Consider the following 14058-nt stretch of genomic DNA (forward strand, 5'->3'; position numbering starts at 1 on the left):
TATACAAAAATATAAAAGTTTGGGTTTTGTATTGTCTATATGGCATTTTTGGGGATTTATTTTTTGCTAAAATGCATAAAATTGGTAAAAAACAAGAATATATGAAAATTGGGATATTGTTTTTTAGGCCATTATTTCAGGGGTTTGAATTTTACTAAAACGTTTTCGTAAAAAGTTAACGTAATGTTAATATTGGGGTTCGAATTTATTTAGATTGCGTTTAAAATTAACAAACTAATTAACCTAAAATTAACGAATTATGAGAATTCACCCAATGGTGCCTTCAAATTACCTGAAGGTTGCTATCGCCTTTTTTCTCTCTACTTCAGGAGTACAAATGGCCATGGCTCAGCAAACTCCTAATCGAAAAGAAAGTACGAAAAAATCGGACACTACTACGAAAGCAAAAACTATAGATGAAGTGGTTGTCGTCGGATATGGAAAGCAAAAAAAGACTAATCTGACTACTGCAGTTTCTACAATTGATAGTAAAATGTTAGAAGATCGACCGTCACCAACAGTTGCTAATATGATACAAGGTGCAGCACCAGGATTAACAGTAACTAGGACATCAGGGAAAGTTGGAGGACAAGGATTAAACTTACAAATCCGAGGTGTTACGTCTGCTAGTGGCAATGTTAATCCGCTATATGTAATAGATGGAGTTGTGAGCTCAGAGTCAACATTTGTTTCTCTAAATCCGGATGATATTGATAGTATTAGTGTGTTGAAGGATGGAGGAGCAACGGCTATATATGGAGCACAATCAGCTGGTGGTGTAATAGTAGTAACAACAAAAAGAGGAAAGAGCGGAAAAGCAAGAATTTCTTTTTCGAGTAATATGGGATTCCAAAGCCCTATGAATCTTCCAAAGCGTTTAACGCTAATAGAAGAAATGGAATACATGAATCTTGCAAGAAAAAATGCAGGATTGGCACCAGAATATAAAGATGATGATCTTGATTATGCTCGTAGGGGGATAGAGTTTGTTTTAGACCCTACAAATAACTTGTGGAGAACGTATAATCAGCAAGATTTTATAAAAGCTACCCTAAGAGATGTTTATACATTGATAAACAATAATGTACAGATCTCTGGAGGGAATGAAAAAGTTACTTACATGGCTTCCATTGGGAATATGCAACAAAATGGAATTTTTAAAGTAGGAGAGGATTTATTTTCCCGTTGGAATGCTAGAATTAATGTTTCTGCTAAAGTTAATGATTATCTTAAATTTGATATTAGTAGTGCTTATACATCACAAGCTACCGATAATCCACAAGATGGAGGTAATGGGTTAGAAGGTGGTGGAAATAGTATTTTTAGACAGATGTATAATTCAAGATTAAGATTTCCTATTTTTAATCCTGATGGTAGTTATTATATAAGTGGAACTTCATCTTATTTTGGATATGCCTTACTTAAAGATGGTGGATTTAACAGAGATAGAAAGGAAAACTTTTTTAATAATATCACTGCTACTATTACTAATATAGCTAAAGGTCTAGATTTTAAATTAGTTTATGGTAGAGAAACTACAGATCAAGAAAATAAGAATTTTAGAAGAACACTTTCTTATTATGCGGGACCAACAGCAAATTCTATTAAAAAGTTAAATGATCCAAATAATTATTCTGTTACTAATTATAAGACTGTTACCGAAAATTTTCAGGGAATGGTTGATTATGATTTGAAATTACAAGGAGGTCATAATTTCCACATTTTGGGAGGCTATCAATTACAGAAATATAGATATAGCTACTTACAGGGAAGTACTAAAAATCTATTTGTTAATGATAATCCAAGTTTAGGATTTACATCTGATGCTGCAAATAAGTCTAATGCAGAAGGCGTAAATTCTGATATTATGCAGTCTTATTTTGGTAGATTTAATTATAACTATAAAGAAAAATATTTATTCGAAGCAACGATAAGAAGTGATGAAAGTTCACGATTGACAGATGGTGATCGAATCAAAATTTTCCCATCATTTTCATTAGGCTGGAATATAGCAAAGGAATCCTGGTTTGATAAAATTTCTGGAAATATATTGAATGAGTTTAAGCCAAGAGTTTCTTGGGCAAAAGTAGGCTCTAATGTTGGTATAGGCTATTATGATTATATATCACAATTGTCTACAGGAACAAGTTTAGTTTTAGGGAATGGAAGGCAAACTTATGTATATCAAAATAGCCTTCCTGCATTATTACTAGGATGGGAAACTATTGAGACCAGAAATTTAGGAATCGATTTTTCTTTATTGAATCGCAAGTTAACAGGTTCTTTTGATTATTATAACAAGTATAATAACAATATGTTGGTGCCTGTGAGTTTGCCGGCAACAATTGGTATTAGCACTCCAAAGCAAAACTCAGGGAGATTAAAAGTTTGGGGCTGGGAAGCTACTTTAAACTACAAAGATAAAATCGGAAAAGATTTTGGGTATAGTATTACTGCAAATGTATCTGATAGTCAAAATAAATTATTATGGTATGGAGGAACAAGTAATTCAATTAACGCAGGTGTTAATAGTTTAGTAGAAGGGTACGCATTGAATTCGGTTTGGGGGTATAAGACTGATGGGTATTTCCAAAATCAAGGTGAGGTGGATAAAGCTCCTAGTTACAAAAAACTATTGAATAAAGCTGGAGTACCAGGAGTTGGAGATGTTCGTTATATAGATATCGATGGAAATGGGGAAATTAGTCCTGGAAAAGGAACACTAGCTGATCATGGAGATTTAGTTTATCTGGGAGATACAAATCCAAGATATCAATTTGGATTTAATGTTGCCATGAATTATAAGAATATTGATTTTAGTTTCTTTATTCAAGGAATTGCTAAACGGAGATTTAAACCTGGGAATGAATTAATGCAGCCTGCAATTCAACCTTGGAATTTACCAATGACATTCCAAATGGACTACTGGACACCTGATAATCCTAATGCTGCTTTCCCAAGACCTTATCTTACGGGGGATCATAATTTTGTAAATTCTGATAAATGGTTTATTAATGGAGCCTATGCAAGACTGAAGAATGTTCAATTGGGCTACTCTTTATCCAAAGAGGCATTAAAGAATATGCCGATTTCCCGTATGAGGATTTACATCTCTGGTGAAGATTTATTAACATTTTCTAAACTGGGGGTGTTTAAAGGAACTATTGATCCAGAACAACCTCAAGGAGTTGTTGGAGGCTATCCTTTCGCCCAAACAGTTTCTCTAGGTGTAAATATTGACTTTTAATTAGAAAAAAATGAAAAAAAATATTATATATATAAGTTTATTGACATTACCATTATTAACTTCGGTAGTGTCATGTAATACAGATAGATTCCCTGAAACTTCGGTTTCAGATGGTAACTTTTGGAACTCGGCATCTGATGTTAGGTTAGCAGCAAATTATTTTTATACAACGTTGCCAGGGCTTGCAGAAACAAATGATAACTGGTCTGCAGATGCCTATCCTAATAATAATGCTAATAATATAAGTGATGGGTCCAGAGTAGCTCCTACTACTACTGGTGACTATAGTTATTATGGTATTTTTCAAGCAAACAATTTAATAGAAAAAGCACCTAAAGTCATTGCTAAAGGTGCTGATGCTACAGTGGTGAATCAATATGTTGGAGAAGCTCGTTTTTTCAGAGCATGGTATTATTTTGAAATGTTTAAAAGATTTGGAGGAGTGCCTCTTATTACTAAGACCATGCAGATTGATGATCCCGATGTGTTTAAACCTCGTGCAACAAGAGATGAAATTTTAGATCTCATTTATAGTGATCTGGACTATGCAATAAGCGTTCTTAGAACGCCGGATCAGCTAAATACGGCGGGCGAATATGGTAGGATTTCGAATACTGCTGCTTTAGCATTCAAGGCTAGAATTGCATTGTTTGAAGGTACAAGAAGTAAATATCATGGCTATGGAACTCCCGCAAAACACTTGAATATTGCGAAGGAATGCGCTGAAAAGGTTATGAACTCCGGGCAGCATACTTTATTTAGTACTCCAACAGTTGGTACTAATGGACAGCAACTAAATGATGCGTATTATAATCTTTTCCAAGAAAAAGGAGATGGAAGAGCCAATAAAGAGAATATTATAGTACGTATTTATGGTGTGGATGCTAGTAATAATGTAGTTTCTCATCTTACACAACGTATTTATGAAGGTAGTTATATTGTGCCAACAAATAATTTTGTAAGCCGGTATTTAATGGCAGATGGATTGCCAATTACAAAATCATCTTTATATAAATCACCAGATGCAACGATGACACATGCTGATTTTTTTAAGAAAAGGGATCCTAGAATGTCATTTACACTTTTTAAACGCGGTGATGAGTTTATTGCAACATCTGATTATACAACTCCAAACCCAACATATCAGAGAAGTGGTTATGGTATTCGTAAATATGCTAACAAGAATGATTGGACTTATCAAAGATCATTCATAGATCGTCCGGTATTACGTTATGCTGAAGTACTATTAACTTATGCCGAAGCCATTTATGAACTTAATGGGACTATTTCGGACTCAGATCTTGATAGAACGGTTAACCAGCTTCGCGCAAGACTTCCACAGGTCAATATTGGAACAGATGCAGTTCCTAATTACGTTTCTATGGCTAAATTAAGCAATGCTTTTGTAACGGCTAATGGGCTAGATATGAAAGAAGAGATTAGGAGAGAAAGAAGAATAGAATTAGCCTATGAAGGTTTTAGTTATTGGGATCTAATAAGATGGAAAACAGCAGAAACAGAACTTCCTCAGACTTTATATGGTAGTTACTTATTTAATGAGTATATTACAACAGGAGGGTGGGATACATCTACTATCGTGGATTCAAATAAGTATATTATATTACAACCTTCTAGTGCAAGGAAATTTGACCCTAAGAAAGATTATTTATGGCCTTTACCAACAGTTGAAATTGCCAAAAATCCTAAAATTGAACAAAACCCAGGTTGGTAATTATAACAAAACCGCTTCTTTTGAAGCGGTTTTTATTTTTGATGTATTTATTGACTTATAGGTTTCTTCATAACTTCATCTAAAAGAGCAGCAAGTTCTTTTACCTTTTCGGAATGCTTTGCCGCAACATTTATTTTTTCTTCCTCATCGATTCGGAGATCATAAAGCTGAGGCTGGGGATTGTTACCTAATTCGGTTTCCGTTTCTTTTAGATACGAACTTCTGTTATTAGGCTTAATATACTTCCAGGAGTCTTTAATAATAGCAATTCCATATGCATCTTCTATCAGATATGGTCTGTTTTCTTTGCTTTTTCCTAATAACTGATTTAGCATATTGAAGCTATCAAAAGCCTGTCCTTGTTTCAGGTTTTGTTTATTCAGAGATGCAAAAGATGCGAATAAATCAATCTGACTGATAAGTGTGTTGGTTTCTCCTTTTTTTATTTTTTTAGGATAATTTACAATAAAAGGAATTCGGGTTCCACCTTCGAATATACTATACTTACCACCTCTAAGGTTTCCTGCCGGGCGGTGGTTGCCTAAAAGTTGCTTTGCCTGATCATTGTATCCGTCATCTATTACAGGACCGTTGTCACTACTAAAGACAATAAGTGTATTATCTCTAATGCCTAAACTATCCAATGTTTTAATTACCTGACCTACGCAATAATCCAATTCCAGAATGACGTCACCACGCGGCCCCATTCCGCTTTTTCCGGCAAACTTTTTATTTGGAGTTCTGGGTACATGGATATTCGGAGTAGCATAGTACAGAAAGAAAGGTTCATCTTTGTGTTCGGTAATGAATTTACTGGCCTTGTCGGCGAAATGCTCATTCATACTGTAGTCATCCCATATTGCAGCTTTTCCTCCGGACATATAACCAATACGTCCGATTCCGTTTATAACTGAGTTGTTGTGCCCGTTAGAAGAAGTCATCTCCAATAACTCCGGATGCTCTTTATAGGTTGGTATGTTAGCGTTCGGAATTGGACCTTTGTAATTAACCGTAATAGGATCGGCAGGATCCAGATTCTCTACCTGATGTCCATCTATATACACACATGGTACACGATCCTGAGTTGCAGCCATAATATAAGAATAATTAAAACCCAGTTCTAAAGGACCTGGTTTTAATGTACCGTTCCAGTTCGGTCCTTCTTTATCACCTATCCCGAGATGCCATTTACCAATAACTCCTGTAGCATATCCTGAATCTCTGAAGAGATCGGCTAATGTATAAGTGTCCTCGTTAATAATGAGAGAAGCATCACCATTTGCCACTCCGGTATCATTCCTGCGCCAGGAATATGTTCCTGTAAGAAGTGAGTAGCGTGATGGTGTGCAGGTAGCATTTGTAGCATAAGCATTAGTGAACTTTAGTCCATTATTAGCAAGAGCATCGATATTGGGTGTGTTAATAGATTTTGCTCCGTATGAATGGAGGTCTCCATAACCCAGGTCGTCTGTATAAATAATAAGGACATTTGGTTTTTTGCTTTTCTGGCCATTAACATTAGCTATTGTCAATAGGCCTAAAAGCAGAGTTAAGATTTTATTCATGGTTAATTAGTTTTATTTGGTTTCGAGATCTTTTACTAATCTGAAACCTGTGTGTACCATACCTGTGTCTTCTGAATAAGGCATTCTTGCTGAAACCCGATAGCTGGCACAGTAAGAATCATTACACAGGAAGCTTCCGCCACGTACGACTCTTTTGTTCGCAAAAGGTTCAGAAGGGTAATAAGGTTTCGATGGTCCTATAGGATTGTTGGTTATTTGATTTCCTTGCAAAGACTGATAGTAATTTTCACTAAACCAATCTGAGCATATTTCCCAGGCATTTCCGGCCATATCGTAAAGGCCGTAAGCATTTGGAGCATATGACCCAACCGGGGCAGTATAATAATAACCATCTTTTTCTGTGTTCTTTATCGGGAATGTACCTGTCCAGTAGTTGGCTTTCTGAGAGCCACTGCTTATGTGCTCATCGCCCCACGGGTAAATTTTGTTATCTAAACCACCACGTGCCGCCCATTCCCATTCAGCCTCAGTAGGGAGACGTTTTCCTATCCACTTTGCATATGCAACAGCGTCATAGTAGGAAACATGTACAACCGGATGATTCTCTTTACCTTTTATATTGCTTCCCGGACCAAGCGGATGCTGCCAGTCAGCTCCTTTTACCCAACGCCACCATTGTGAGTAATCTTCTAATCCGTTTACCGATTCAGGAGAAGCAAAAACCATAGATCCAGGCATTAAATCTTCATCTGAAGGTTTAGGAGTATCGGGCGGCAGTTCTTTTTTCAACGCTTCCCAGTCAACAGGTTTTTCAGCGGTAGTAATATAGCCAGTGGCAATTACAAATTTTTGGAATTCAGCATTGGTAACTTCATGTGTATCCATATAAAAGGATTTTACCGAAACTTTATGCTGAGGTGACTCCCAGTTACGGGACCATTCATCACCATTAGAACCCATCATATAAGTGCCGGCAGGAATTAAAGCCATTTTGTTCGTTACGTCTGCGGAGCTTTTATCTTTTAATGAAATTGTTGTAGCAGGTGAGTTTGCTTTTTTTTGTGAAGTAATTTGCCGGGCTTTGCTACCGGAAACTTCGCAGCAAGAAAGCTTTGTAGTATTTGTTTGTCCCATCGCAATGCCGGAGTATGCAACTCCTGTCAAGCTTATACAGACATAGATTAGCCGTTGAATAGAGGTCATGGTTTTTTTTCAAAAATAGCAAATATTCTATTAAATCTTGTTTTTCTACTTATCCACATTTTCAGGCTGTACATACTAAACTACGGTTAAAAGTGTTATTTTAGTAAAGAAATTTAAGTATGAAGAAAGGAATGCTCATCTTTTGGGGACTGTATCTTTTATTTTTTTGTATACCATTTCCCATTATTATCTATATGGCAACTGATGAATCATCAGATACCTATATGCCGGAGAGTTCATTGTTTTGGTCATGGTTCTGGTTAGGATTATCAGTTCTTATTTGGGGATATATCCTCTGGTTTTTCATTAATCAGTCTTTAATACAGCCTGTAAAAGATAAGAAAGTCATACAGAATATTGCTAAAAACGGTATTGAAAGAAAGGCCATTATTACAAGTCAGATTATACTGAAAAATGAAACATTAAAAAATCAACAATTACTACAGCTAAATCTTCGTTTTAATAATCTCAATAATTATCCTATTGAAGATAGTCATTTCTTTGTGGATATTAAACCCGAAGAAAACAGATTTGCAAAAGGTAAAGAAATAGACATTCTGCTGAACAGAAATGTAGAACATACACCATATTTTATTCTGAAAGGACAACAGACAAAATATAACAACAGCGGTATGCTGTATAGGTCACTGGGCTTTGTCTTATTGTTGGCTTATGTTGCGGGATTGTATATTTATTTTTACGATCGGGATTCAAAAGGACACGAATGGCAATTTCTTACTTTCATGCATCCGATTATTTTTACAGGTTTTATGATTTTGCTTTTTGTTGCTGTCTATCAGTTTTTACTCAAACCTTTGATGTTTGGGAAGAAATGGGAACAAAAATTATTGTATGCCGGCAAAATGGTTTCTGCAGAAATAAGAAATGTAAGACAAACCGGACTTCTGGTAAACGATCAGCCGGAAGTACGATTCGATGTTTCATACACAAATGAAAAAGGCATTGTTTATCAGGCTATTTACAAAAAGGTTGTACAACTGATTGATATACCAGCACTACGTCGGGAAGGCTATACTGATATTATGTATAGTGATGAAAAACCTGAAAAAATTGTAATTCCGAATATATTTAATCATTAGATTCTTCCGCAGATAGATATTACTCATATAAAGTTATTATATTTGTGCAATGCAAAAAGATTCCGGGCAATATAAAAAGCTTGTAGCAGGGATTATCGTTGGCATATATGCCTTCGTAGTTTTCTTTGCGGGATTTTTGCATACTCATAAAGCAGATATCACGTTTGGTACAGGAACGAAAGTGAAAATGGAAAAATCTTTCCAGCCAAATGTTAATGACTGTCTTTCTTGTCATCTTATGGGAAGTCATCAGATTTATGAATCTTTTGATTTTTCATTAGAGTTATTCAGTTCTCAGATTTTTGCAGAGCAGATTTATTTCTATCAGCAAAAATTCTTCTTAGAAGCAAAAACTTATTTTTCTTTACGGGGACCTCCATTTGTTTAGCGTATATAGCGGTTTGTATTCTTATAGTCGCATAAAGTAGAAACGTTGAATTGTGTATTGGTAAGATGTATTCATGTCGTAGTGTATGAATATGTAGTTTGCTCATTATTTCTATGAGTATAATAACATGGTTGTATACTCTAAATCAAATAAGCTATCACTAATGCTGGTGAATTTGATGTACATCATTACAACAGGCACATTCTAAAACAAATTAAGGTAAAATTATGTCAAAATTTATGACGACATTCCTGCTGCTATGTGGTATGGTAATGTCTTATGCGCAAAGTAGCTTTACTGTACAGGGGACGGTAAAAGATTCAGATAATCATTCTCCGGTAGGTCAGGCACAGATTAATATAGGAGGAGTTAAAGCGATATCTGATGCTAAAGGCGTTTTTTCTCTAAAAGTAAATAGTGGAGAATATGCAGTGGTGGTTACACATCCGAAATTCGATGCATTTAAAGAAAATCTGAAAGTAGATAAGCATCTTAAACTTGAGATCAATCTGGAGCATAGAGCTGAAGATATAGAAACAGTAGTACTGAATGTAAAACATCGTACTCCTGGTGCTATGATTGTGAGCTCTCTGGATAAAAATATGATTTCCAGAAACGTGGCTAGTAATTTGGGAAATTTGCTAACAAATATATCCGGAGTCGAAGGATTGAAAACTGGTAATAATATTGTAAAGCCTATTATCCATGGGATGTACGGAAGCCGTGTTGCAATCCTTAATAACGGGGTAAAGATGGCTGAACAGGAATGGGGTGTAGAGCATGCTCCAAATGTGGATATTAGTAATTACCAGCATATAGATGTTGTAAAAGGAGCTTCGGCGTTAAAGTTTGGTGGTGATGCTATTGGTGGAGTTGTATTGCTGGAACCAGCAATATATCCTAAAAAAGATACACTGGAAGGAAGTGTAACGCTGAATGGGCAGTCTAATGGCCGAGGCGGTGGTGTTAATGTAAACCTTTTGAAGCTATGGAAAAATGGCTGGGCAATTAATACTAACGGAGCCTATAATAAATTAGGAGATCTTAAGGCGCCTGACTATGGGTTAATGAATACCGGATTGGAATCGAGTTCTTTTAATTTCGGAATCCAGAAGAAAAATGCACATAGAGGATTTTCTATAGATTACTATCTTACAAATCAGAATATTGGTATCCTAAGAGCTTCACATATAGGAAGCCCACAGGATTTTTATGAGGCAATTAATGCACCTCGTCCAATCTTCGAAAGAAATTTTAGCTATGATATTGATAATCCTAAACAGGTTGTAGAACATCATCTGGTAAAGTTTAATGCTTATAATGATTTTAAAAACTTCGGTAAACTGTCTTTAACCTATAGTTTCCAGTACAATCACAGACAGGAGTACGATATTCGTCGTGGAGATCTTAAAGCGTTGCCAGCTTTGGATATGGAGTTGATTACAAATCAGGTTAATATTAATCACTTACTGAATAAAGACAACTGGAGTCTGGAATCCGGAATTGACGGGACCTATCAGAACAATTATTCAGATCCGGCTACTAAAGCCAGAAGATTGATTCCTAATTATGATAAATATGCTGCTGGTGTTTATTCCATATTTAAATATAAATTCAATTCAAAATGGAATACAGAAGCATCTGCCAGATATGATTTTAACAGATATGATGTAAACAAATGGTACGATACTTCAGATTGGAATAATCGTTATGCGGCTTTATATCCAGAATTTAAAGTAAAAGAAAAAGCAAACCGTACACTTACAAATCCGATTCTGAATTATCATAATTTTTCTTTCAGTGCCGGGGTAGAATATAAACCCTCTTCAACACTTAATTTGAAATTTAATTATTCCAGAGTAAGCAGAACACCAAATATTGCAGAACTATTCTCCGATGGATTACACCATTCTGCATCAGTGATAGAGGTTGGTGATATGAGTCTGAAAAATGAAACTGGTAATCAGTTTAATTTGTTAATCGAAAGCAAAATTAATGCTCTGCAAGGATTACAAATTTCACTGAATCCATATTTCTTTTATACCAAAAACTATATCAACGAAGTTCCTACAGGAATACAGAATACAATTCGTGGTGTTTTCCCAGTATGGAGTTATCAACAAATTGATGCCAAAATGTTTGGTGCAGACTTAGATGTTAACTGGAAGCTTACTTCTAATTTAACATATAAAGGTCGTGCAGCTTATTTATACGGACAGGATATGACGAATAATGTTCCACTAATCCTGATGGCTCCAACTAACGTTTACAATGCTATCGAGTTTAATAAACCAGAGTGGAATAATTTCTACTTCAATGTGAACAACAGGCAGGTATTCCGCCAGAACAGATATCCGTACAATCCTGTATACATTACTTTGTACAATGCAGAAGGAGAAGCTTATGAAGCTACACTGGATCTTTCAACTCCTCCAAAAGCATATAATCTTTGGGGGCTGCAGGCTGGAGTTGATATTTATAAGAACTTCTCTGTAGGGCTTACTGTAAATAATCTTTTAAATACTAACTATAAAGATTATCTCAATAGACTGCGTTTCTTTAGCTATGAAATGGGACGCAATTTTATCTTAAATATTAAATACAACTTTTAACCTCAGTTAAAGATTAAATATACACAGAGGTTATGTTAATTATAACCATGCATATTTCTTTCGATAACAAAAATAAATTTATAACAAAATGAAAAATATATTCAGAATATTCAATATCAGTGTTTTATTAGCAATTTTAAGCTTAGTGTCTTTGTCATGTAACAGAGGTTCCGTGGATGAGGATGATCTTCCTCAGGAAGAACTTTCCAATATTGTTTTGAATGTAACAGATGTTGCGGATAAAACAACTGCTGTTTACGATTATCAGGTGAACGGATCAGCTCTTCCGAATATCAAATTACAGGATGGACATACTTATGATGTATCTGTTGTTTTCTTAAACGGGAATGAAGATGCTACCCAGGAAATTAAATCAGCTAAAGATGAACACTTCCTGATTTATAATTTTCCAAAATCTGATATTACATTAACCAGAACAGACGATACTTCTTCAACACGTAAGGATGGTGCGAAAGTAGGCCTTAAAACACGTTGGGTTGTTAACAAGGCTCAAACTACAAATGGATCTCAGCTTATCTTAACATTGTATCATGAACCTAAAACAGTTGCAGAATCTAAAAACGGTACTGAATGGGGAAAACAAACCGGAGGAGAAACCGATGCTGTAGGGCAATATAATATTGTAAAGTAGTTTAATAGTAAATATATTTATGGTACAGGGTATGAAACATAGTTTCATACCCTTACTTTTTACCAGATGTTTCAAATTCGTATCTTTGCAAACTGAAAATTGACAAATGCGGACAAAATCTTCTAACAAAAAGAAAATTAATATTGTAACACTCGGGTGTTCCAAGAATGTATATGACTCCGAAGTATTGATGGGGCAACTTAAAGCCAATGGCAAAGAGGTGGTTCATGAAGACAAGGGAGATATTGTTGTAATTAATACCTGTGGATTTATTGATAATGCTAAAGAAGAGAGTATTAATACAATTCTGGAATATGTAGAACTTAAAAACCAGGGTGCTGTAGAAAAAGTTTTCGTTACAGGCTGCCTTTCCGAAAGATATAAGCCAGATTTGGTAAGAGAAATTCCGGATGTGGATCAGTATTTTGGTACCCGCGATCTGCCAATTTTGCTAAAACACTTAGGAGCAGATTACCGCCATGAATTGGTAGGAGAGCGTCTTACCACAACACCGAGACATTATGCTTACCTTAAAATTTCTGAAGGCTGCGACAGACCATGTACTTTCTGTGCAATACCTTTAATGAGAGGTAATCACATTTCTACTCCGATAGAAAACTTGGTAAAAGAGACTGAGAATTTAGCTAAGAATGGAGTGAAAGAATTAATTCTTATCGCTCAGGATCTTACCTTCTACGGATTAGATATTTATAAAAAACGTGCATTAGGTGATCTTCTGAAAGAGCTTGTAAAAGTGGAAGGAATTGAGTGGATTCGTCTGCACTATGCATTCCCTACTGGTTTCCCGGAAGATGTACTGGAAATTATAAAAGAAGAGCCTAAAATCTGTAACTATATAGATATTCCGCTTCAGCATATTAATAATGATGTTCTAAAGCGTATGAAGCGTGGAACTACTTTCGAGAAGACTAATGCTTTATTAGATAAGTTCCGTGAAAAAGTTCCGGGAATGGCCATTAGAACTACTCTTATCGTAGGTTTCCCTGGTGAAACTGAAGAGCATTTTGAAGAATTGAAAAACTGGGTAAGAGATCAGCGTTTTGACAGATTAGGCTGTTTTACCTATTCTCACGAAGAAAATACAGGTGCATTTATTTATGAAGATGATGTTCCTGCAGAAGTTAAAGAGCGTCGTGTAGAAGAAATTATGGAAGTTCAGCAGCAAATTTCATATGAGATAAATCAGGAAAAAATTGGTAAGACCTTCAAATGTATATTTGACAGAAAAGAAGGAAACTATTTTATCGGAAGAACAGAATTCGATTCTCCGGATGTGGATAACACTGTTTTGGTACCTGCCGAAAATATGTATATCAGTGTAGGAGAGTTTGTTAATGTGAAAATTACTTCTGCCGACGATTTCGATTTATACGGGGAAGTTGTAGACTAATACTTTAATCTGCATTTAAATAATAGAATCAAGGGATAGCCCTTTACCATAGCCGGAAGATTAGTCTTCCGGCTTTTTTGTTTGCTGTAAACGGTATGTTTTTTTTAATGAGAAGCCTGATAATCAGTTTCTTTATATGTGGACAAAGTGTGTGAAAACCTGTCAAAATAAAAATGCTTATTTTTGG

General features: G+C 35.4%; 9 protein-coding genes. 7 read left to right on the top strand and 2 right to left on the bottom strand.

Going from position 1 to position 14058, the window contains the following annotated elements; all coding sequences use genetic code 11:
• Window positions 1–259 precede the first annotated feature (259 nt).
• On the top strand, window positions 260–3247 hold the full coding sequence (locus C8J95_RS07885) for a TonB-dependent receptor (RefSeq protein WP_059324219.1): 2988 nt from the start codon (window positions 260–262) through the stop codon (window positions 3245–3247).
• A 40-nt stretch (window positions 3248–3287) separates the two neighbouring features.
• Window positions 3288–4979: a RagB/SusD family nutrient uptake outer membrane protein gene (locus C8J95_RS07890; protein ID WP_255412747.1), complete on the top strand. Its 1692-nt coding sequence runs from the start codon at window positions 3288–3290 to the stop codon at window positions 4977–4979.
• Between the two features lie 47 nt (window positions 4980–5026).
• On the opposite strand, the gene C8J95_RS07895 is transcribed toward C8J95_RS07890, so the two are convergent.
• Window positions 5027–6544 carry an arylsulfatase gene (locus C8J95_RS07895; RefSeq protein WP_107807867.1) on the bottom strand — a complete coding sequence of 506 codons (1518 nt, stop codon included), beginning with the start codon at window positions 6542–6544 and terminating at the stop codon, window positions 5027–5029.
• 12 nt (window positions 6545–6556) lie between these two features.
• Window positions 6557–7708 (bottom strand): formylglycine-generating enzyme family protein, encoded by a 1152-nt coding sequence (locus C8J95_RS07900; protein WP_107807868.1) that lies wholly within the window; start codon window positions 7706–7708, stop codon window positions 6557–6559.
• A gap of 119 nt (window positions 7709–7827) precedes the next feature.
• On the opposite strand from C8J95_RS07900, the gene C8J95_RS07905 reads away from it, so the two are divergent.
• From C8J95_RS07905 to rimO, 5 genes are all read left to right on the top strand, one after another.
• A complete protein-coding gene (locus C8J95_RS07905; protein WP_107807869.1) occupies window positions 7828–8808 on the top strand; it encodes a hypothetical protein in 981 nt (326 codons plus the stop codon).
• A gap of 49 nt (window positions 8809–8857) precedes the next feature.
• The gene (locus C8J95_RS07910; protein WP_078722174.1) at window positions 8858–9196 is read left to right on the top strand and encodes a hypothetical protein; all 339 of its coding nucleotides are present in this window, start codon (window positions 8858–8860) and stop codon (window positions 9194–9196) included.
• A gap of 227 nt (window positions 9197–9423) precedes the next feature.
• The gene (locus C8J95_RS07915) at window positions 9424–11808 is read left to right on the top strand and encodes a TonB-dependent receptor (RefSeq protein ID WP_107807870.1); all 2385 of its coding nucleotides are present in this window, start codon (window positions 9424–9426) and stop codon (window positions 11806–11808) included.
• A gap of 88 nt (window positions 11809–11896) precedes the next feature.
• The gene (locus C8J95_RS07920; protein ID WP_107807871.1) at window positions 11897–12460 is read left to right on the top strand and encodes a hypothetical protein; all 564 of its coding nucleotides are present in this window, start codon (window positions 11897–11899) and stop codon (window positions 12458–12460) included.
• Between the two features lie 106 nt (window positions 12461–12566).
• Window positions 12567–13871 carry a 30S ribosomal protein S12 methylthiotransferase RimO gene (rimO, locus tag C8J95_RS07925; protein WP_107807872.1) on the top strand — a complete coding sequence of 435 codons (1305 nt, stop codon included), beginning with the start codon at window positions 12567–12569 and terminating at the stop codon, window positions 13869–13871.
• Window positions 13872–14058: the final 187 nt, after the last annotated feature.

The organism is Elizabethkingia sp. YR214 (assembly GCF_003058195.1).
Taxonomy (GTDB): domain Bacteria; phylum Bacteroidota; class Bacteroidia; order Flavobacteriales; family Weeksellaceae; genus Elizabethkingia.

What these genes read in the sequence shown, in the direction of transcription:
- C8J95_RS07885 (WP_059324219.1), top strand. Translation starts at nt 260, where the DNA reads ATGAGAATTCACCCAATGGTGCCTTCAAATTACCTGAAGGTTGCTATC.
- C8J95_RS07895 (WP_107807867.1), bottom strand. Translation starts at nt 6,544, where the DNA reads ATGAATAAAATCTTAACTCTGCTTTTAGGCCTATTGACAATAGCTAAT.
- C8J95_RS07900 (WP_107807868.1), bottom strand. Translation starts at nt 7,708, where the DNA reads ATGACCTCTATTCAACGGCTAATCTATGTCTGTATAAGCTTGACAGGA.
- C8J95_RS07905 (WP_107807869.1), top strand. Translation starts at nt 7,828, where the DNA reads ATGAAGAAAGGAATGCTCATCTTTTGGGGACTGTATCTTTTATTTTTT.
- C8J95_RS07910 (WP_078722174.1), top strand. Translation starts at nt 8,858, where the DNA reads ATGCAAAAAGATTCCGGGCAATATAAAAAGCTTGTAGCAGGGATTATC.
- C8J95_RS07915 (WP_107807870.1), top strand. Translation starts at nt 9,424, where the DNA reads ATGTCAAAATTTATGACGACATTCCTGCTGCTATGTGGTATGGTAATG.
- C8J95_RS07920 (WP_107807871.1), top strand. Translation starts at nt 11,897, where the DNA reads ATGAAAAATATATTCAGAATATTCAATATCAGTGTTTTATTAGCAATT.
- rimO (WP_107807872.1), top strand. Translation starts at nt 12,567, where the DNA reads ATGCGGACAAAATCTTCTAACAAAAAGAAAATTAATATTGTAACACTC.